The organism is Streptomyces sp. NPDC127595 (genome assembly GCF_042671685.1).
GTDB lineage: Bacteria > Actinomycetota > Actinomycetes > Streptomycetales > Streptomycetaceae > Streptomyces.
This window is the reverse complement of sequence record NZ_JBHXWK010000008.1, coordinates 279,522-301,199: the sequence shown is the minus strand read 5'-3', so window position 1 is coordinate 301,199 and position 21,678 is coordinate 279,522. Positions and strand designations below refer to the sequence as shown.

The 21,678-nt window shown below is 69.0% G+C and carries 10 protein-coding genes and 1 pseudogene; 8 read left to right on the top strand and 3 right to left on the bottom strand.

Going from position 1 to position 21,678, the window contains the following annotated elements:
• From ACFVKT_RS26155 to ACFVKT_RS26145, 3 genes and pseudogenes are all read left to right on the top strand, one after another.
• Positions 1 to 609 (top strand): annotated as a pseudogene (locus ACFVKT_RS26155) (hypothetical protein); the annotation flags it as partial.
• Complete coding sequence (locus tag ACFVKT_RS26150; RefSeq protein ID WP_385735501.1) at positions 602 to 3,700, top strand: alpha-mannosidase; 3,099 nt, start codon at positions 602 to 604, stop codon at positions 3,698 to 3,700. The pseudogene ACFVKT_RS26155 and the gene ACFVKT_RS26150, both read left to right, overlap by 8 nt.
• Before the next feature lie 139 nt (positions 3,701 to 3,839).
• Positions 3,840 to 5,042, top strand: a complete 1,203-nt coding sequence (locus tag ACFVKT_RS26145) for an ROK family transcriptional regulator (protein ID WP_385735499.1) — start codon at positions 3,840 to 3,842, stop codon at positions 5,040 to 5,042.
• Between the two features lie 52 nt (positions 5,043 to 5,094).
• Here the strand turns inward: ACFVKT_RS26145 and ACFVKT_RS26140 are convergent, their stop codons facing one another.
• A complete protein-coding gene (locus tag ACFVKT_RS26140) occupies positions 5,095 to 6,624 on the bottom strand; it encodes a helix-turn-helix domain-containing protein (protein WP_385735498.1) in 1,530 nt (509 codons plus the stop codon).
• 175 nt (positions 6,625 to 6,799) lie between these two features.
• Positions 6,800 to 6,997: a DUF4236 domain-containing protein gene (locus tag ACFVKT_RS26135; protein WP_385735496.1), complete on the bottom strand. Its 198-nt coding sequence runs from the start codon at positions 6,995 to 6,997 to the stop codon at positions 6,800 to 6,802.
• Between the two features lie 252 nt (positions 6,998 to 7,249).
• Between ACFVKT_RS26135 and acnA the strand changes: the two genes are divergently transcribed.
• From acnA to ACFVKT_RS26115, 4 genes are all read left to right on the top strand, one after another.
• A complete protein-coding gene (gene acnA, locus ACFVKT_RS26130) occupies positions 7,250 to 9,964 on the top strand; it encodes an aconitate hydratase AcnA (RefSeq protein WP_385735494.1) in 2,715 nt (904 codons plus the stop codon).
• Between the two features lie 189 nt (positions 9,965 to 10,153).
• Positions 10,154 to 10,420: a hypothetical protein gene (locus ACFVKT_RS26125; RefSeq protein WP_385735492.1), complete on the top strand. Its 267-nt coding sequence runs from the start codon at positions 10,154 to 10,156 to the stop codon at positions 10,418 to 10,420.
• On the top strand, positions 10,417 to 12,057 hold the full coding sequence (locus ACFVKT_RS26120; protein ID WP_385735490.1) for a sensor histidine kinase: 1,641 nt from the start codon (positions 10,417 to 10,419) through the stop codon (positions 12,055 to 12,057). Before ACFVKT_RS26125 ends, ACFVKT_RS26120 begins: the two co-directional genes overlap by 4 nt.
• A 487-nt stretch (positions 12,058 to 12,544) precedes the next feature.
• A complete protein-coding gene (locus ACFVKT_RS26115; RefSeq protein WP_385735488.1) occupies positions 12,545 to 15,820 on the top strand; it encodes a GH92 family glycosyl hydrolase in 3,276 nt (1,091 codons plus the stop codon).
• 71 nt (positions 15,821 to 15,891) lie between these two features.
• Here the strand turns inward: ACFVKT_RS26115 and ACFVKT_RS26110 are convergent, their stop codons facing one another.
• Positions 15,892 to 19,719, bottom strand: a complete 3,828-nt coding sequence (locus tag ACFVKT_RS26110) for a GH92 family glycosyl hydrolase (protein WP_385735487.1) — start codon at positions 19,717 to 19,719, stop codon at positions 15,892 to 15,894.
• A gap of 483 nt (positions 19,720 to 20,202) precedes the next feature.
• On the opposite strand from ACFVKT_RS26110, the gene ngcE reads away from it, so the two are divergent.
• A complete protein-coding gene (gene ngcE / locus ACFVKT_RS26105) occupies positions 20,203 to 21,648 on the top strand; it encodes an N-acetylglucosamine/diacetylchitobiose ABC transporter substrate-binding protein (protein WP_385735485.1) in 1,446 nt (481 codons plus the stop codon).
• Positions 21,649 to 21,678 lie beyond the last annotated feature (30 nt).

Sequence of the window (21,678 nt, the reverse complement as noted above, 5' to 3'; positions counted from 1 at the left end):
ACGGCGGAGGGTGCGACTGCTGGTGGGTCGGTGCTCGGTACGGCGGAGGGTGCGACTGCTGGTGGGTCGGTGCTCGGTACGGCGGAGGGTGCGACTGCTGGTGGGTCGGTGCTCGGTACGGCGGAGGGTGCGACCGCTGGTGAGTCCGTGCTCGGGACGACGGACTCCGCGCCCGGCGTGGCGGGCATCGGCGCCCCTGAGATCGCCCTCGGCGTGACAAACGGCGCCACCACCCCTGAGACCACGCTCGGCGTGACAGGCGGCGCCACCGCTCGTGTCGTGGGCGCCGACGGGCTGGTGTCCGTCGTCGTCGGCGTGCACCGACTGCCCAGCGGGTCCGTCTCGGCCGGCACCGACAGCAATGCCCTCGGTGCCGCATCCGCCACCCCCGTCGTGCAGACGGAGGGCCCCGTCGCCCACGGCACCGTCCACGTCGCCCTGATCCACCTCGGCGGCACCGACCCCACCGGTCTGCCCCAGGTCACCACCCGCGCCGACGGCACCGCCCTGCTCGCGGAGGTGACCTGGCCGGACGGCACACGGGACACCATCCGACTTCCGGCCCCCGATCCCGCGTACGACGCCTGGAAGGACCAGCACCGTGCATGACGACCGCCGGATCATCGAGGCCCGGATCCGCAAGCTGCTGGACCGGGTGATCCGCCCCGCCCTCTACAGCGCCGCGCGCCCCCTCGACCTGAGTGCCTGGTACGTCGACGGCGAACCGGTCCCCGTGGCCGACGCGCTGACCGCCGACTACGACCCCTTCACGCTCGGCACGACCTGGGGCGGCCCTTGGGCGACGACCTGGATGCGGGCGAGTGCGGAGATCCCGGCGCGGTGGTCGGGCCGCCGCGTCGAGGCCGTCTTCGACCTGGGCTTCGACCTGACCAAGGGGCCGGGCGGCCAGGCGGAGGGCCTGGTCCACGACGCCCAGGGCTCGCCGATGCAGGGCCTGCACCCCTACAGCCGCAGCGTGCTCCTTGCCGGCTCCGCCACCGGCGGCGACCGGGTCGACCTGCTGATCGAGCTGGCGGCCAACCCGCCGATCGTCGCCAGCGCGGGCCTGCACATCCACCACGGTTCACCGGAGACGGCCGGCACCGCGCATCTCTACCGGCTCGAACAGGCCGAGATCGCGGTGCGCGAGGACGACGTATGGCACCTCATCCACGACATCGAGGTGCTCGACGAGCTGATGCACGAGCTTCCGCTGGGCTCCTCCCGACGCCACGAGATCCTCCATGCCCTGCGCCGGGCCGCCGGGGCCGTCGACCCGAACGACGTGCCGAACACCGCGGCGGCGGCCCGTGATCTGCTCGCCGATGTGCTCTCCCGGCCCGCGCACGCCTCCGCGCACACGGTCGCCGCGGTCGGCCACGCCCACATCGACTCGGCCTGGCTGTGGCCGGTCCGGGAGACCGTACGCAAGTGCGCGCGCACCTTCACCAACATGACCACCCTGGCCGAGGAGTACCCCGAGCTGGTCTTCGCCTGTTCCTCGGCCCAGCAGTACGCGTGGATGAAGGAGCAGCGGCCGGAGATCTTCGCCCGGATGAAGAAGGCGGCGGCCGACGGCAACTGGGTGCCCGTCGGCGGGATGTGGGTCGAGGCCGACGGCAATCTCCCCGGCGGCGAGGCGCTGGCACGTCAACTCGTCTACGGGCGGCGCTTCTTCGCGGAGGAGTTCGGCGTCGAGCAGAAGGGCGTATGGCTGCCCGACTCGTTCGGGTACACCGCCGCCTACCCCCAACTCGCCAGGCTGGCAGGGGCCGAGTGGTTCCTCACCCAGAAACTCTCGTGGAACGAGACGAACCGGCTGCCGCACCACACCTTCGACTGGGAAGGCATCGACGGAACACGCGTCTTCACCCACTTCCCGCCCGTCGACAGCTACGTCGCCTCTCTCACGGCACGTGAACTCGCCCACGCGGAGAGCAACTTCGCGGACAAGGGGGTGGCCACCCGTTCGCTGGCCCCGTTCGGCCACGGTGACGGCGGTGGTGGTCCCACCCGCTCGATGCTGGAGAAGGCGCGCCGGCTGCGCGACCTCGAAGGCTCACCGAAGGTGGTGGTCGAGTCGCCCGACGAGTTCTTCGCGGCGGCCCGTGCCGAGCGCGACCAACTCCCCGTATGGCGAGGCGAGTTGTATCTGGAGAACCATCGCGGTACCTACACGAGTCAGGCCCGCACCAAGCGCGGCAACCGGCGCAGCGAGGCGCTGCTGCGCGAGGCCGAACTCTGGGCGGCCACGGCAGCGGTACAGGCCGGCGCCCCGTACCCGTACGAGCGGCTGGAGTCGCTGTGGCGGCGGGTCCTGCTCAACCAGTTCCACGACATCCTGCCCGGCTCGTCCATCGCCTGGGTGCACCGCCAGGCCGAGCGCGAGTACGCCGAGATCCACACCGAACTCGAAGCGGTGATCGCCGACGCGGTCGGGCACCTGCCTGGAGGTCCCGCGCTCCTCAACGCCGGGCCGTCGGCGCGTCGCGAGGTGGTGGTCGTCCCCGAATTCACCGGCGGGCAGCGCCTGTCGGACGGCCGTACGGCCGTACTCGCGGAGGTCGCCGCCCTCGCCTCCGGCGGCACGGTGGACGAGCCCAAGGCGAGTGTCACCGCCGCCGCGAAGGACGGTGGTTTCGTCCTCGGCAACGGGGTGCTGACGGTCGTCGTCGACCGGCGCGGCCTGCTCACCTCGGTGTACGACCACACCGCCCAGCGGGAGTCGATCGCTCCCGGCACCGTCGGCAACCTCCTCCAACTCCATCCCGACGACCCCAATCTGTGGTCGGCGTGGAACATCGACACGTACTACCGCGACACCGGCACCGACCTGGACGAGGCCGAGTCGGTGGCGCTCGTGGACGAAGGACCGCTGCTGGCGTCGGTGCGGGTCGAGCGCGCCCATGGATCCTCCCGGTTCGTCCAGTACGTCGAACTCGCCGCCGAGAGCAGGCAGGTGACCGTCCGCAACGACATCGACTGGCAGGAACGCGACACCGTGCTGAAGGCGGCTTGGCCGCTCGATGTACACGCGGAACGGGAGAGCGCCGAGATCCAGTTCGGCCATGTGCAGCGGCCCACACACGAGAACACCAGCTGGGACGCGGCACGCTTCGAACTCTGGGCGCACCGCTGGGTGCACGTGGGTGAGCGGCACTGGGGCGCGGCCCTGCTCACCGACTCCACCTACGGTCACGACGTACGCCGCGACACCCGCGAGGAGGGCGGCACCACCACGACGGTGCGGCTCTCGCTGCTCCGGGCGCCGCACAGCCCCGACCCGGAGGCCGACCGCGGCAGGCACCGCTTCAGCTACGCGCTGCTCGCCGGCGCCGGGATCGAGGAGGCCATCGCCGGGGGCTACGCGCTCAACCTGCCCCTGCGGCCCGCCCTGGCCGAGGCTCCGGCGCTGGTCGCACTCGACAACACCGACGTGCTGGTCGAGTCGGTCAAGCTCGCGGACGACCGCAGCGGCGATGTCGTGGTCCGCCTGTACGAGGCGTGCGGGGGAGCGGCCACGGCGCGGCTGTCGGCGGGGTTCGCCCTTGCCGCCGTATTCGACTGCGACCTGCTGGAGCAGCCGCAACGAGAGCTGGCCCTCGCGTCCGACGCGGCGGTCACCGACCTCGGGCTCAGGCCCTTCCAGATCCGCACGCTACGGCTGCGCCCGGCCGACGGGGGGAGGGGGAGCGGCTGATCCATGGTGCGGATGTCCTGGGCGGGCAAGGTCCGCCCGGGACATCACAGCTTTGTCATAGCATTCAGCCAACTGGATGCGTCGGAGGAGCGGAAGCGGGCTGCCGCCGCCCGAGGCAGGGAGAAGTACGTTGACGAGCATGACGGCGGGCACCGGAAGGTCCACGATCCGGCGCGGCACCAACCTGCCGCGCGTCGGTGACTTCAACGAGTCGGTGGTCCTGGACGCCATCCGCCGGCACTCCGCGGGGCTGAGCCGGGTGGAACTCGCCCAGGCAACCGGGCTGTCCGCGCAGACCGTCTCGAACATCACCCGCCGGCTGCTCGACCAGGGCGTGGCGCGGGAGTCGGGGAAGCAGAGCATGGGCAGCGGCAAGCCCCGTACCCTCCTCGAAATCGTTCCGGCATCCCGCTACGCGGTGGGAGTCCATCTCGACCCGGCGGTCATCACCTGTGTCCTGGTGGATCTGCTCGGCACGGTCGTGGCGCAGCGCAGCGAACGAACGCCCAGCGGCGGCGACACCGACGGGACCGTCGCGGACATGGCCGCCTCGGTATCCGCGATCGTGGCGGAGTCGGGCGCCGACCGGGAGCGGATCCTGGGCCTCGGGATCGCCGCCCCGGGACCCATCGATGCGGCCGCGGGCTGGGTCGTGGACCCTCCCGAGCTGCGCGGCTGGGGCCGTTACCCCTTGCGCGACAAGCTCAGCGAGGCGACCGGATTCCCGGCGCTCCTGGACAAGGACGTCACCGCCGCCGTCGTCGCCGAGCGCTGGAGGGGAGCGGCCAACGACAGCCGCAACCTGCTCTTCTTCTACCTCGGCACCGGATCCGGGATGGGGCTCGTGGTGGAGGACACCGTGCTGCGCGGCGCCTCCGGGAACGCGGGTGAGGTCGGCGGCCTCGGCGCGGCGTGCTCCACGCGGACACTCGTCGAGGAGGCCATCGCCCTGGGCGTGCTGGGCGCCGAGTACACCGTGACGAATCCGGCCGACGCCCAGCGGGGCCTGGAACGGCTGGCGGAGCTCGCCGCCGACGGGGAGACACGGGCGGACGGCATCATCGAGCGCCTGGCGATCCGGATCGGCCGGGGAGTCTGCGCCGCCGCGACGCTGCTGGACGTCGACACCGTCGTCTTCGGCGGACCGACCTGGCGGCTGCTCGCCGACCGTCTCCTGGCCACCATCGAGCCGATGGTCGCACGGTCCCCGTTCGTCCGGGCGACCCATCCGACGACGGTCGTCTCGACCACGCTGGGCGAGAACGTCGCCGCGGTGGGAGCCGCGTCCCTGGTCCTGGACCGGGCGCTCTCCGCCCAGCCCAGGTCACTGCTGCTGAGCTGACCCCCGCTGCCTGCGGGCAGCGGGAGTTCAGCCGCTGAACGGCGTCGGCCGCTCAGATGTCCCGGAAGATCTCGATCTGCGCGCCGATCGAGTTGAGCCGCTCGGCGAGGTCCTCGTAGCCGCGGTTGATGACGTACACGTTCCGCAGGACGGAGGTGCCGTCGGCCGCCATCATGGCGAGGAGCACGACCACGGCGGGCCGCAGCGCGGGCGGGCACATCATCTCGGCGGCGCGCCAGCGGGTCGGGCCCTCGACCAGGACCCGGTGCGGGTCGAGGAGTTGGAGCCGGCCGCCGAGGCGGTTGAGGTCCGTCAGGTAGATCGCGCGGTTGTCGTAGACCCAGTCGTGGATCAGCGTCTTGCCCTGCGCGGAGGCCGCGATGGCCGCGAAGAACGGGACGTTGTCGATGTTCAGGCCCGGGAACGGCATCGGGTGGATCTTGTCGATCGGCGCCTCCAGCTTGGAGGGCCGGACGGTGAGGTCGATCAGGCGCGTACGGCCGTTGTCCGCGAAGTACTCGGCCGTACGGTCGTGGTCGAGGCCCATCTCCTCAAGCACCGCGAGCTCGATCTCCAGGAACTCGATCGGCACCCGGCACACCGTCAGCTCGGACTCGGTGACCACCGCGGCGGCCAGCAGGCTCATCGCCTCGACCGGGTCCTCGGAGGGCGAGTAGTCCACGTCCACGTCGATGTTGGGCACGCCGTGCACGGTGAGCGTCGTGGTGCCGATGCCCTCGACCCGTACGCCCAGGGCCTCCAGGAAGAAGCACAGGTCCTGGACCATGTAGTTGGAGGAGGCGTTGCGGATGACGGTCACGCCGTCGTGGCGGGCGGCGGCGAGCAGCGCGTTCTCGGTCACCGTGTCGCCGCGCTCGGTCAGCACGATCGGGCGGCCGGGGGAGACCGAGCGGTCCACCTGCGCGTGGTAGATCCCCTCGGTGGCGGCGATGTCAAGACCGAAGCGGCGCAGCGCGATCATGTGCGGCTCGATCGTCCTGGTGCCCAGGTCGCAACCGCCCGCGTACGGCAGCTTGAAGCGGTCCATCCGGTGCAGCAGGGGGCCGAGGAACATGATGATGGACCGGGTACGTACGGCGGCCTCGGCGTCGATCGACTCCATGTCCAGCTCGCTCGGGGGCACGATCTCCAGGTCGACCCCGTCGTTGATCCAGCGGGTGCGGACGCCGATCGAGCCGAGTACCTCCAGAAGGCGGTACACCTCTTCGATACGCGCTACCCGGCGCAGCACCGTGCGCCCCTTGTTGAGCAGCGTCGCGCACAGCAGCGCCACGCACGCGTTCTTACTGGTCTTGACGTCGATCGAACCGGACAGACGACGTCCGCCGACCACGCGCAGATGCATCGGACCCGCGTAGCCCAGAGAGACGATCTCGCTGTCCAGGGCTTCACCGATTCGGGCGATCATCTCAAGGCTGATGTTTTGGTTGCCGCGTTCGATGCGATTGACGGCGCTCTGGCTGGTGCCGAGTGCCTCGGCAAGTTGCGACTGTGTCCAGCCCCGGTGCTGCCGGGCGTCACGGATGAGCTTGCCGATGCGTACGAGGTAGTCGTCTGCCATGGCGCGACCGTATATCTCTTGTGAGATAAAAAGAAACGGAGCGCGCCCATCCGAGTGTCGGCCCCATCGCGGGCCGGGGGCGGGGGAGTTCGCCCCCCCGCCCACCGGCGTGCGCGCTCCGCCGCCGCGGCGCCGGTCCTGCTGTCGGCGGTTCCGACAGTCAGTTGTCCCCCAGTCAGCTGTCCCGCTTGGTCCTGGTGCGTCGCCACCCGAAGGGGCCCGGCAGGTTCTGCGAGGTGGTCCGGCGCCCGGTGGTGCTGCGGGTGTGCCGGGGTCCACGGCCCTCGCCGGTGGTGATGGACATCGACTTGCGATTGATGTTCAGCCGCACTCCGGGAAAGATTCGGAAACTCTTGCGGAACGTAAGCGGCATGGGTGCCCCCTCTTTGTGGCGGTTACGCCGGGTGGTTCCCGGTTGACACCGGGTACCCCGAAAGAGGCCGGGCATGACCAGCCCACGCCCATGTACTAGAGTTATCTCGACATCGAGATATCTGCCGAGGCGCACCGAAAGCCGCCACTCCAGTAAGGCATGCCTAACTTAGCCTTACCTTAGCGGATCGTCGAGACGCCGTGGCGGCAGGATGCGGTAGCAAGCGCACATATATGCATGAAGGAGACTGTCGTGTCGGCGAACAGCTTCGACGCCCGCAGCACGCTGCAGGTGGGCGACGAGTCGTACGAGATCTTCCGGCTGGACAAGGTGGAAGGCTCGGCTCGCCTTCCGTACAGCCTGAAGGTGCTGCTGGAGAACCTCCTCCGCACCGAGGACGGCGCGAACATCACCGCCGACCACATCCGGTCCATCGGTGGCTGGGACTCCCAGGCGCAGCCCAGCCAGGAGATCCAGTTCACGCCCGCCCGTGTGATCATGCAGGACTTCACCGGCGTGCCCTGTGTCGTGGACCTCGCCACCATGCGTGAGGCCGTCAAGGAGCTCGGCGGTGACCCGGCGAAGATCAACCCCCTGGCGCCGGCCGAGCTGGTCATCGACCACTCGGTGATCGCCGACAAGTTCGGCACGCACGAGGCCTTCGCGCAGAACGTCGAGCTGGAGTACGGCCGCAACAAGGAGCGCTACCAGTTCCTGCGCTGGGGCCAGACCGCCTTCGACGAGTTCAAGGTCGTCCCCCCGGGCACCGGCATCGTCCACCAGGTCAACATCGAGCACCTGGCCCGTACGGTCATGGTCCGCGGCGGCCAGGCCTACCCCGACACCCTCGTCGGCACCGACTCGCACACCACGATGGTCAACGGCCTGGGCGTCCTGGGCTGGGGCGTCGGCGGTATCGAGGCCGAGGCCGCGATGCTCGGCCAGCCGGTCTCGATGCTCATCCCGCGCGTCGTCGGCTTCAAGCTCACCGGTGAGCTCACGCCCGGCACCACCGCCACCGACCTGGTCCTCACGATCACCGAGATGCTGCGCAAGCATGGCGTCGTCGGCAAGTTCGTCGAGTTCTACGGCGAGGGCGTCGCCGCCACCTCCCTCGCCAACCGCGCCACCATCGGCAACATGTCGCCGGAGTTCGGCTCCACCGCCGCGATCTTCCCGATCGACGACGAGACCCTGAAGTACCTGCGCCTGACCGGCCGCGACGAGCAGCAGGTCGCGCTCGTCGAGGCGTACGCCAAGGAGCAGGGCCTCTGGCTCGACCCGGCCGCCGAGCCCGACTTCTCCGAGAAGCTGGAACTCGACCTCGCCACGGTCGTCCCCTCGATCGCCGGACCCAAGCGCCCGCAGGACCGCATCGTCCTCGCCCACGCCGCGCAGCAGTTCGCGCAGGACGTCCGCAACTACGTCGAGGACGACGACGAGGCCGGCAAGGAGTCCTTCCCGGCCTCCGACGCCCCGGCCGCGACCAACGGCGTACCGACCCGCCCGACCACGGTCACGGCCCCCGACGGTTCGACGTACGAGATCGACCACGGCGCCGTCACCGTCGCCGCGATCACCTCCTGCACCAACACCTCGAACCCGTACGTCATGGTCGCCGCCGCGCTCGTCGCGAAGAAGGCCGTGGAGAAGGGCCTGACCCGCAAGCCGTGGGTCAAGACCACCCTCGCCCCGGGCTCCAAGGTCGTCACCGACTACTTCGACAAGGCGGGGCTCACCCCCTACCTCGACAAGGTCGGCTTCAACCTCGTCGGCTACGGCTGCACCACCTGCATCGGCAACTCGGGCCCGCTGCCCGAGGAGGTCTCCAAGGCGGTCAACGAGCACGACCTGGCCGTCGCCGCGGTGCTCTCCGGCAACCGCAACTTCGAGGGCCGGATCAACCCCGACGTCAAGATGAACTACCTGGCCTCCCCGCCGCTGGTCGTCGCCTACGCGCTCGCGGGCTCCATGAAGGTGGACATCACCAAGGACGCCCTGGGCACCGACCAGGACGGCAAGCCGGTCTACCTGGAAGACATCTGGCCGACCGAGGCCGAGGTCAACGACGTCGTGGCGAACGCCATCGGCGAGGACATGTTCAACAAGTCCTACGCCGACGTCTTCGCGGGCGACGCCCAGTGGCAGGCGCTGGAGATCCCGACCGGCAACACCTTCGAGTGGGACCCGCAGTCCACCTACGTCCGCAAGCCCCCGTACTTCGAGGGCATGGCGCAGGAGCCGTCCCCGGTCACCGACATCACCGGTGCCCGCGTGCTCGCCAAGCTGGGCGACTCGGTGACGACGGACCACATCTCGCCCGCCGGTGCCATCAAGGCCGACACCCCGGCCGGCAAGTACCTCACCGAACACGGCATCGAGCGGCGTGACTTCAACTCCTACGGCTCGCGCCGTGGCAACCACGAGGTCATGATCCGCGGCACCTTCGCCAACATCCGCCTGCGCAACCAGATCGCGCCGGGTACGGAGGGCGGCTACACCCGCGACTTCACCGTCGAGGGCGCTCCGGTCGCCTTCATCTACGACGCCTCGCGCAACTACATCGAGCAGGGCACCCCGCTGGTCATCCTGGCCGGCAAGGAGTACGGCTCCGGCTCGTCCCGCGACTGGGCCGCCAAGGGCACCGCGCTGCTCGGCGTCAAGGCCGTCATCGCCGAGTCCTACGAGCGCATCCACCGCTCGAACCTGATCGGCATGGGCGTCATCCCGCTGCAGTACCCGGCGGGCCAGTCCGCCGAGACCCTCGGCCTGACCGGCGAGGAGGCCTTCTCCTTCGCCGGCATCACCGAGCTGAACGACGGAACCACCCCCCGTACGGTCAAGGTCACCACCGACACCGGCGTGGAGTTCGACGCGGTCGTCCGCATCGACACCCCCGGCGAGGCCGACTACTACCGCAACGGCGGCATCCTGCAGTACGTGCTGCGCAGCCTGATCCGCAAGTAAGCGGCCTGATCCGCAACCAAGCGGTCACATAGGCAGTCAAGTAAGCGGTACGGCAAGGCAGTTGAGGGCCGCATCCCCGGAGACGGGGGTGCGGCCCGCTGTCATTTCCCCCGTATCACGACTTGGGGACATGGGCTCATCTCAGGCGGAACACAGGATTCCCCCAGCAGACCGGGACAGGATCGTCACATGTCTGGCACCCGAAGCGACCGTGTACACGTGCCGATCGTCGATGACGAACCCGGCCTCACGGAACTGCGCTCCGTAGCCGTCCCGGAGGCCGACCGACGGCCCTCTGCGGCGGCCGACGGGGAGAGCGCGCCGCGCACCACGCGCGGCCGTGCCTCGCACGCCGTCGTGCCCGACGGGACGCGGATCGACAAGGGCCGTACGCCCATGATCCATACCGTGCGCGGGGCGGGCTATGCCATCAGGCCGGCGGAGGAGGGCAGATGACCGTCATACGGGCCCGGGTACCGGAGTCGCCGCCGCGGGCACGCCCGCCGAAGCGGTCGCTGTGGAGGCGGCTGCAAGGAAGGTCCCTGCGCACCCGGCTCCTCGTCTTCATCAGCGCCACACTCATCGCCGTGTGCGTGGCCATGTCCCTCACCACGGTCCTCGCACAGCACGCCTACCTGCTCGGCGACCTCGACCAGCGCGTCAGGAACGCCGCCGAGCGCAGCGAGGGCGGGGTCCAGGTCGGGCCCGGCAACGACACCGACCTCGGTTTCCTCAAGGAACAGGGGCAGGCCGTGGGTACGGTCGCCGCCCGGCTCGACGACAAAGGGAACGTCCTCGCCGCCGAGGTCGTGACCGGCGCGGGTCATGAGGAGGCGCTCACCGCCGAACAACGCGCCGCCCTCGAAGGGCTCGACCCCGACGGCTCGCTGCACACCAGGACCGTCCCCGGCCTCGGCACCTACCGGGTCACCGTCCTCGACGCCGACGGGCGCCCCGTCCTCACCGGCCTTCCGATGGACGACGTCCAGGAGATGATCAGGGCTCTGGTCCTGGTCGAGGCCGTGGTGGCGGCCGCCGGGCTCGTCGTCGCCGGCTGTGTCTGCGCCGTCGTCATCAGACGTCAGCTGCGTCCGCTCGGCCGGGTCGCCGCGACCGCCGTCGAGGTGTCGCGTTCCCCGCTGGGCCACGGCCAGGTCACCGGTCTCATCCGGGTGCCCGAGCGCGACACCGACCCCGGCAGCGAGGCCGGCCAGGTCGGCGCCGCCCTCAACCGCATGATCGACCACGTCGAGACCTCGCTCACCGAACGCCGGCGCAGCGAGGAACGCATGCGCCGCTTCCTGGCGGACGCCAGCCACGAACTCCGCACACCACTCGCCTCGATCGCCGGATACGCGGAACTCATGAACCGCGGCACCGAGCGGATCGAAGCCACCCTGGCCTGGCGGCGGGTCTCCGCCGAGTCGGCGCGGATGACCGGACTCGTCGAGGACCTGTTGCTGCTCGCCCGGCTCGACGAGGGGCGGCCCCTGGAGTCGACCGAGGTGGACCTCGCCGCGCTCGTCGCGGAGGCGGTGTGGGACGCGCGGGCGGCGGGGGACAGCCATCACTGGCAGCTCGGGCTGCTCCTTGACTCCCCGGCTCTCGTCCTCGGGGACGAGGCCCGACTGCATCAGGTGCTGGCCAACCTGTTGGCCAACGCCCGTGTGCACACGCCTGTTGGCACCACGGTCGTCGCCTCGGTGGAGGCCGCGGAGGCACACTGCGTCGTCCGCGTCCGCGACGACGGCCCCGGCATCCCGCCGCACCTGCTTCCCAGCGTCTTCGAGCGGTTCACCCGGGGCGACGTCTCCCGCGCCCGCAGCGGTGTGGCGGACGGCGGGTCCGGACTCGGGCTGGCCATCGTCGAGGCCATCACGGCGGCGCACGGCGGCCTGATCGAGGTTCAGAGCGAGCCGGGGCACACGGAGTTCGCGGTCTTCCTGCCGACCGTGGGCCGGCCGGCGCTGCTCTCGGCCGGGTCGGGTCCGGTCGCCCGGCTCCCTTCCGCCCTGGCGGAATCGCTGGCTCCGTTCCCTTCGGACGTGGCCAGGGTCGCCGCGCCGGAGTCGTCCGCGCACGGCCGCCCGTAGGGGACGGGCCCATGGCCGCAAGGCTCGGGTAGTAGCCCACGGGCGTGCGGCTCGGGGCGGACCGGGTGGGCTTTTCGGGACTCACCCGGTCCGCGAGCCCGGGCAGGGCACGGGGGGGCCGGCCCGGGTTGGTGCGTGGCTTCGTATGACCTTGCGTGTCTCTTCGTGCGTCGCTTCTCGCATCGCACGAGCGCGACTTGTACGGGGCTGCTGCTACCTGGCTTGACGTGGCTTGTGCGTGGCTTGATTCGACCGTGGTGCGCGACAACGTTGTCTATTGGTCTGTGCATGACTCTATCGCGTCAACGGACAACGATGTCAAGCCACTTGACGGTGGTCAAAGTGCGTGCTCGGCCATCGAGGTGGCCGCCGGGCGAGCCTGCGGCTGCGAACGCGCTCTTCCGTGGTACGCGTGGCGCACGTTACTGTCCGAGCGGCTTGTGCGACCTGTGGTGCGCGACCCGTCCGAAGGAGGAGGGGCCGCGTCATGCGTTTCCGTCCGTCATCCATCCTGCTGGCCGTCGCCCTGGCGGCCGGTGGGATCACCCCCGCGGTGGCCGCCAGCGCCCCCGCCCCGGACCTCGTCCGGGACCCCACCACCTACGTAGACCCGCTCATCGGCACCAAGAACCTCGGCAACGTCTTCCCCGGCGCCGTCGTGCCCTTCGGCATGCTCTCCTGGAGCCCCGAGAACACCCGGGGCAGCGCCACCAGCACGGCCGCGCCCGGCGGTTACCAGTACGACGCCACCCGCATCCGCGGCTTCAGTCTCACCCACATGTCCGGCACGGGCTGTGCGGGCGGCAGCGGGGACATCCCGTTCTTCCCGTACGCGGGTGAGGTCACCTCGTCCCCGGCGAGCGACACCAAGGACGCGGTGTACGCCTCCGACTTCTCGCACACCGACGAGACCGCGGAGCCCGGTCACTACAAGGTGGGCCTCTCCTCCGGTGTCACCGCCGACCTCACGGCGACCGCGCGGACGGGCTCGGGCCAGTTCACCTACCCCGCCGACAAGCCCGCCTCGCTGCTGATCCGCACCGCCAACTCCGAAGTGGGCTCAACGACTTCGGACGTGAAGATCGACCCGGCGACCCGCACGGTCTCCGGCTCCGTCACCTCCGGCGACTTCTGCGGATACCTCGACCCCGAGGGCCAGCGCGCTTACTACACCCTCTACTTCACCGCCAGCTTCGACCGTGACTTCAAGGCGACCGGCACCTGGCAGGACGACAAGCTGAGCCCCGGATCCACCGAGGCCACCGGCGGCACCGGCGGATTCGCCACCGGCGGCCGTCCGGTCGCGGGCAAGGGCGCCGGCGGCTATGTGGAGTTCGAACCCGGCACCGGCCCCGTGAACGTCAAGGTCGGTATCTCGTACGTCAGTCCGGCGGGCGCCAAGGCCAACCTCGCGGCCGAGAACCCGCCGTCCCGCTCCTTCGCCTCGGTCCAGGACGCCGCCCACCAAGCCTGGCGCGACCAGCTCGACGCGATCAAGGTCGGCGGCGGCACGGACACCGAGCGCACCACCTTCTACACCGCGCTCTACCACGCCCTTCTGCACCCGAACGTCATCAGTGACGCCGACCGCAGATACAGAGGCAGCGACGACAAGGTCCACACCGTGAGCCGGGGCCACAAGGCCCAGTACGGCACCTTCTCCGGCTGGGACGTCTACCGCTCCCAGGTCCAGCTGCTGACCCTGGTCAGCCCGGACACCGGCTCGGACATCGCGCAGTCGCTGTTCGAACTGGCGGGGCAGAACGGCGGGATCTGGGACCGCTGGCTGCACGGGGCTAGCGGCACGCACGTCATGAACGGTGACCCCTCGCCGACGGCACTGGCCGGCATCCGGGCCTTCGGAGGCACGAACTTCGATCTGGACGGCGCCCTCGACTCGCTGGTGAAGGCGGCGACCGTACCGACCGAGCAGGACCTCTCGTCCGCGGGCAAGCCGGTCCTCTCGGTGGGCCAGCGCCCGTCGCTCGACAAGTACCTGGAAAACCAGTACATGCCGTCGGTGTCCAACGCCTGGGGCGGCGCCGCCGAGACCCTGGAGATGTCCGGCGCGGACTTCGCGATCTCCCAACTGGCCACGGCGGCAGGCGAGAAGGAGACGGCGGCCGAGTTCGCCACCCGCTCCCAGTGGTGGCAGAACAACTTCAACATCGCGGCCGACCCGACGGGCGGCTACATCGCCAACCGCAAGGCGGACGGCAGCTGGGTCACCGGCTTCACCCCGGCGACCGGCAACGGCTTCGTGGAGGGTACGGCGGCCCAGTACACCTGGATGGTCCAGCACAACCCCGCAGGCCTCTTCGCGGCCATGGGCGGCAAGGACGCGGCCCTGAACCGGCTGGACACCTTCTTCCACAACGCCGACGGCAGCTGGGCGTTCACGGGCAGCGGCGGCGACAAGTCGGAACTCGACAACGAGCCGTCGATCAATGTGCCCTACCTGTACGCCTACGCAGGCGCGCCCTACAAGACGCAGGAGACCGTCCGCGCGGCCATGAACGAGCTCTGGTCCACCGGGCCGGGCGGCATCCCCGGCAACGACGACCTCGGCGCCATGTCGTCCTGGTACGTCTTCTCCGCGCTCGGCATGTACCCCCAGGTGCCCTCCCGCGCCGAACTCACCCTGGCCTCACCGCTGTTCCCGCGGGTCGAGATCGACCGTCCGGGCGGCGCCGACATCAAGATCCGCGCGACGGGCGCGTCCGCCGACACCCCGTATGTCCAGTCGCTGAAGGTCAACGGCCGTACCAGCGACCGTGCCTGGCTCCCGGCGTCCTTCGTCCGCAACGGCGGCACGCTCGACTACACGCTGGGTGCCACCCCCAACAAGCAGTGGGGCAGCAGCGAGGCCTCCGCCCCGCCCTCCTTCCGTGAAGGCGAGCAGCCCTATCAGATCGGCGTGGGCCCGACGACGGCCACGCTCGCGCCCGGCGGCAGCACCAAGCTCGACATCCGCGCCCTCGCCCTGAGCGGCGGGACCGGCCCCGAGGTCCGCTTCACCGTCGACGTGCCGGACGGCGTGACGGCAACGCCCGCCGAGGGCACGGTGGTTGACGGCACACAGTCGATCACCCTGACCGCCGGCTCCGACGCCACGCAGGGCTTCTACGACGTCAAGGTCACGGTGACCTCGGCCGACACCTCCTACGAGCAGCCGGTGTCCCTCACCGTCGCCGCTCCCGGCTCCCTTCTCGCCGCCTACAACAACACCGGCGTCACGGACGACGTCGGTGACCACGACGAGGGCGACTACGACGGCGGCGGCTGGAGCTATTCCCGCCAGGCCCTCGCCGCCGCGGGGCTGACCGCGGGCCACCAGGGCACGCTGTCCGGCGGCCTCACCTACACCTGGCCCGAGTCCCCGTCCGGCCGCCCCGACAACGCCTCGGCGACCGGCCAGACCATCGAACTCGCCCAGCCCGCGTCCCAGTTGTCCTTCATCGGCAGCGCGGTCAACGGAAACCAGCAGACCAAGGCGACCGTCACCTACACCGACGGCACCACCGAACTCGTCGATCTCTCCTTCACCGACTGGACCGTCGGCGGCGGAGGCGGCACCGTCCAGTACGGCAACGAGACCGTCGCCGCGGCCGCGTACCGCAATGTCGCGGGCGCGGACAAGGACCCGGTGAAGACGTACGTCTTCGCCACCAAGCCCTTCGCCGCCCCGGCCGGCAAGACCATCACGAAGGTGCGGCTGCCCGACAACACTGATCTCCACGTCTTCACCGTCGCGGTGAACTGACCCCGGCAACGGAAACGGAAAGGGCGGGCGCGGAGTCTGACTCCGCGCCCGCCCTTCCCCATGGGGGTCCGTCAGGCCAGCAGTTCCACCTCCGCCAGCGTCGCCTCGCCGCTCAGGACCAGGCGGTAGTGCGTGTACGAGCCGGGTTTCGAGATGGAGAACGCCCGGGTCTGCTTGTCCCAGGTGAAGGACTCACCGGAGCGCTTGTCCAGGTCGGTCCACTTGGTGCCGTCGGACGAGCCCTGGAGGACCCAGCCGGTCGGCGCCGTCGTGTGGTCCGCCGAGGACGTCAGCGTGTACTGGACGCCCTTGGTGGAGGCGGACGTCGGCAGTTCCACCGACTCGACGCTCGCGGCCGTCGCCGAGGTGTTGTCGAACAGCGCGCCCGCACCCTTCAGAGCGTCCGTGCGCGGAGCCGGCACCTTGTCGTCCTTCGTGATGGACACCGGCGCCGCGTTCTTCCCGGTACCCCAGGAGGACGGCTTCGGCCCCATGTCGAACTCCAGCACCGCGCCCTTGGAGATGAGCGAGTGGGGGAGCGAAGTCGACGTCCACTTCTTGCCGTTGACCTTCAGGCCCTGCACGTACACGTTCTTCGTGCTGTTCTTCGGCGCCTTGACGACGAGGTCCTTGCCGTTCTCCAGATGGACCGTCGCCTTGGTGAACAGCGGGGAGCCGATGGCGTATTCACCGCTTCCCATCACCAGCGGATAGAAGCCGAGCGCGGAGAAGAGGTACCAGGCGGACTGCTCGCCGTTGTCCTCGTCGCCGTGATAGCCCTGCCCGATATCGCTGCCGACGTAGAGGCGGGACATGACCTCGCGCACGTTCTCCTGCGTCTTCCAGGGCTGGCCCGCCGCGTCGTACATGTAATTCACGTGATGGGCCACCTGGTTGGAGTGCCCGTACATGCCCATCCGTACGTCACGGGCCTCCGTCATCTCGTGGATGACCCCGCCGTAGGAGCCCACGAACTCCGGCGAAGCCGTCTCCGGAGTGGCGAAGTACGTGTCGAGCTTCTCCGCCAGCCCGCTCTGGCCGCCGTACAGATTCGCGAGACCCTTCGAATCCTGCGGCGCGGTGAAGGCGTATCCCCACCCGTTGGTCTCGGTGTAGTCGTAACCCCACACGCGCGGGTCGTACTCGGACGACTCGACCCGCCAGTCGCCGCTCGCGTCCTTGCCCTGGAAGAAGCCGGCCTGGGAGTCGAAGAGATTCACGTAGTCCTGGGCGCGGTTGAGGAAGTAGGCGGCTTCCTCCTTGTAGTGCTTCTCGCGGGTCTTCTTGTAGAGGGCCTCGCCCATCTTGGCGATGCCGTAGTCGTTGAGATAGCCCTCCAGAGCCCAGGAGAGGCCCTCGTGGGTGTCCGTGCTCGTGTAGCCGAGGAAGGGCGAGGTGGCCATGCCCTTGCGGCCCACACCGGACGACGGTGGCACGACGGTCGCGTTCTTGACCGCCGCGTCGTACGCCGACTCCGCGTCGAAGTCGACGCCCTTCACATACGCGTCGGCGAACGCCACGTCCGAGGACGTACCGGTCATCAGGTCCGCGTACCCGGGCGAGGACCAGCGCGAGGTCCAGCCGCCGTCCTTGTACTGCTGCACGAACCCGTCGACCATCTCACCGGCCTGATCGGGCGTCAGAAGGGAGTACGCCGGCCAGGTCGTCCGATAGGTGTCCCAGAAGCCGTTGTTGACGTACACCTTGCCGTCGACGATCTTCGCGCCGGTGTGCGTCGGGGTATCCGGGTTCGGCATCGGCGAGAAGGGCGAGGCGTACTGGTACTTCGAACCGACCTTCTCGAAGCCGGAGTTGGGGTACAGGTACAGCCGGTACATGCTGGAGTACAGCGTGGTGAGCTGGTCCGGCGTCGCGCCCTCGACCTCGACCGTGCCGAGGATGTCGTCCCACTGGGCCTGGGCGCCCTTCTTGACCTTGTCGAAGGACGTGCCCTCGGGGATCTCCTGGCGGAGGTTGTCCTTGGCCTGGTCGACGCTGATGAGCGAGGTGGCCAGGCGCAGGTTGACGGTCCGGTCGTCGCCGGCGTCGAACTTCAGGTAGCCCTTGACTCCACTGGAGTCGCCCTCGATCACCGGCGCGTCGAACACGCCGTACACGAAGAGGCGGGTGGCACCCGTCGACAGCCCGGACTTCACGTCCGAGTAGCCGGTGATGATCCCGTTCTCCTTGTCGAGCGTCAGCCCGGCCTGGTCGGTGACGTTGTCGAAGACCACGCTGGCATCGTCACCGGGATAGGTGAACCGCATCGCCGCGGCGTGGTCGGTGGGTGTCATCTCGGCCTTGAGGCCGTTCTCGAAGGTGACGCCGTAGTAGTGCGGGGTCGCGACCTCGTTCTCGTGGCTGAAGGCGAGTTCGCGTGCGTCACGGCCGGTGTCGGGGGTGCCGGACGCCGCGGACGGCATCACCTGGAAGGTCTGCCGGTCACCCATCCAGGGGCTCGGCTCATGGCTCGCGCTGAACGCCTGGATGGTGGGCAGGTTGTCCGCGTTGTTGGCCCGCGCGTAGTCGTAGAGCCAGCTCAGCGAGCCCGCGTTGGTCACCGGCGTCCAGAAGTTGAAGCCGTGCGGGACGGCCGTCGCCGGGAAGTTGTTGCCGCGCGAGAAGCCGCCGCTGGAGTTGGTGCCGCGGATCGTCGAGGCGTAGTCGGACACATGCGCCTTCGGCTTCTCGGGCGCGACGGTCTTCAGCGTCACATCGTCGAGCCAGCCACGGAACTTCGCCGGGCCCTTCGGGGAGTCGTACCCGACCAGGATCCGGTCCACCGTCTTGCCCGCCGCGACCGACCCGATCCGCGAGGAGACGCTGTTCCACTGGTTGACGTAGAGGACGCTGGAGGCGCCCTGCCCCTGCGGTGTCAGCGCGAACCCGTGCTGGTCCAGGGCCTTGAGGCCACTCAGATAAGTGCCGTCCGTGAAGACCAGGTCCACGGCCACGTTCGTGGCGTCGTAGTCCAGGTCACCGTCCGCCATCGACGGGAAGATCTTGTACGACAGCTCCGTGTCGCGGCCGACGGCCACGTTCACGTCGAAGACCTTGTTGTACGAGTACGCCTGGCCGTCCGCCTTGTGCGTACCGGCGTACCGCAGGGCCCGCGTGCCGGTGAAGCCCGCGCCCGCCTTGGCCGTCGGGGAGCCGCTCGGGCCGCGGTCCACCAGCGAGAGCATGTCCTTGGGCGTCGGGTCCTCGGTCGCGCCGGTGGAGAACTGGACGTCGGCGAGCTGAAGGATGCCGCCGCTGTGGTTCTTGGTGATGTCGAGCCGGAAGTGCTGGTACTCGACGGGACTGGCGATGTCGTACGACTTTGTCTGGAACCTTTCGGCGAAGGACTCGCCGGTGCGGGTGTCGAGGGTCTTCCAGTCCTTGCCGTCCGCGGAGCCCTGGAGGGTCCAGTCCTGGGGGTCGCGCTCGTCGTGGTCGTTGGCCGAGGTCAGCGCGTACGTGACCACCTTGACCGGCGCGCTCAGGTCGAACTCCGCCCAGCCGCTGGACTCGAAGACCAGCCACTTGGTGCTTGGTTCGAGGTCGGCGAGGTTCTCCTTCACCTCACCGCCGCCCGTGTTCTCGCCACTGGCCCTGACATCGGTGACCTGGTCGGTCACATTGCCGGGGATGCCCGCGCTGTAGCCGCCGTCGACACCGGACGACCGCTTCGTCCCGTCGGGCGCCGTGTCGACGGTGTTCAGCCAGTCCGGCGCCGGATCGCCCGTCTCGAACGAGGACGCGAACTCCCGGTCGGGGGCCGCCGCCTGGACCGGCAGCGCGACCGCCGCCCCCTGTGAGGCGACCAGCAGGGAGAGGGCAGCCACTCCCACGGCCGTGGCGGAACTCCATCTGTGTCTTGCTGAAGAACTCCGTCTGTACCGAGCTCCGTGCTGCATATCCGAGCACCCTCCCTACACCTGGACAACGTTGTCAGAATCGCTCCGCAAGGACCAGTAGGGAGTCAAGTTGTCAGTGATGTCAAGGGTGTTGAATGTGGCGTCCGTGGTGAATATCGCACGACAAGCCGCGCATTGCTCCCATCGTGGGAGGTTGGCACCCTGTGGATCTTCTCGGGAGGAACGCGTGGCTGGGCCACATTTCCGCGAGGTCTCAACTCGGAAAAGACCGACAACCAAACGTGCATTCGATCTTGCTCCATTGGCGTGAAGTGGACTATACCTGTCGGCGTCAGCCCCTGTTCATCGGCTGTGTACAGGCGCGACTCGGGGGGAAATCTGGAGGCGGTGGACTGTGTCACTTACACCGATCACCGTGTCGTTCCGCTGAATCCCTCATGCACGACCCCAGCTTGACCCAACCGCGGTGCCGGGGAGGATCCGGTTCACCGCCTGAGTCCTGAAGAAGGCGAGGACTTGAGCATGGGATCCACTTCCGCCGAGAACAGCAACACCGAGGGTGTCGGACGGCGCGATCTGATCAAGCGGTCGGCAGCACTCGGCCTGATTTCCGTACCGACGATGAGCTTTTTGTCCGCTTGTGCCAGCGGCGGGGGTGACGACACCTCCGACGACACGAACAAGGGCGAGACCAGCGCGGAGAACCCCTTCGGTGTGGCGAAGAGCAGCGCGCTCGACGTGGTCATTTTCAAGGGCGGTTACGGCGACGACTACGCCAAGGCGTGGGAGGCCGCCTTCGACAAGAAGTGGGGCACCAAGAGCGCACACACCGGCACCCAGGAGATCACCGGCAAACTCCAGCCGCGCTTCAACAACAACACCCCGCCGGACGTCGTCGACGACTCGGGCGCCCAGCAGATCAAGCTGGACGTGCTCTACAAGAACGGCCAGCTCCTCGATCTGGCCGCCGTACTCGACGCCCCGTCGATCGACGACCCGAGCAAGAAGGTCCGCGACACCCTGATCGCCGGCACGCTCGACCCGGGTCTGCAGGGCGGCAAGAACGTGGCTCTGCCGTACGTCTACACGGTGTGGGGCCTGTGGTACTCAGGCAAGCTCTTCACGGAGAAGGGCTGGACGGCGCCCAAGACCTGGGACGAGTTCCTCGCCATCTGTAAGGAGGCCAAGGCCGACGGCATCGGGGGACTCGCGCACCAGGGCAAGTACCCGTACTACATCAACGTCGCCATCATGGACCTGATCGCCAAGAAGGGCGGTCTGGACGCCATGAAGGCGATCGACAACCTCGACCCGAAGGCGTTCGTCGGCAGCGACGCCGCTCAGGCGGGCATCGAGGCGATCTACGAGGTCGTCGAGAAGGGCTACCTGATGGCCGGCACCAACGGCCTGACGCACACCGAGTCGCAGACCCGCTGGAACCAGTACAAGGCCGCCTTCATCACCTCCGGCTCATGGCTGGAGAACGAGCAGCTCAAGCAGACCCCGGACGACTTCGACATGAAGTTCCTGCCGATGCCGGTGCTGCCCGACAGCCAGCTCCCGTTCGAGGCGATCCGGGCCGGCTCCGGTGAGCCCTTCATCATCCCGGCGAAGGCCAAGAACCTCCCCGGGGCCCAGGAGTTCCTGCGGTCCATGCTCTCGAAGGAGTGGTCGACGCTCTTCGCCCAGCAGGCGAACTCGCTGAGCATCCTCAAGGACGGTGTGGACTCCGGCGTCGAACTGCGCCCCGGCACCCAGTCCACGGTCGAGGCCTCGAAGGCCGCGGGAGACAACACCTTCAACTTCCTGTACCCGAACTGGTACAGCGAGATGGACGTCTCGATCCAGAACGCGTCGAATGAACTGATGGCCAAGCGAATTCAGCCTGCGGAATGGCTGAAGCGCGCCCAGGCGGCCGTCGACAAGGCGGCCAAGGACCCGGAGTCCAAGAAGAACCACCGCGACTGATCAAGCACACCGGAACACCAGGGGCAGGGC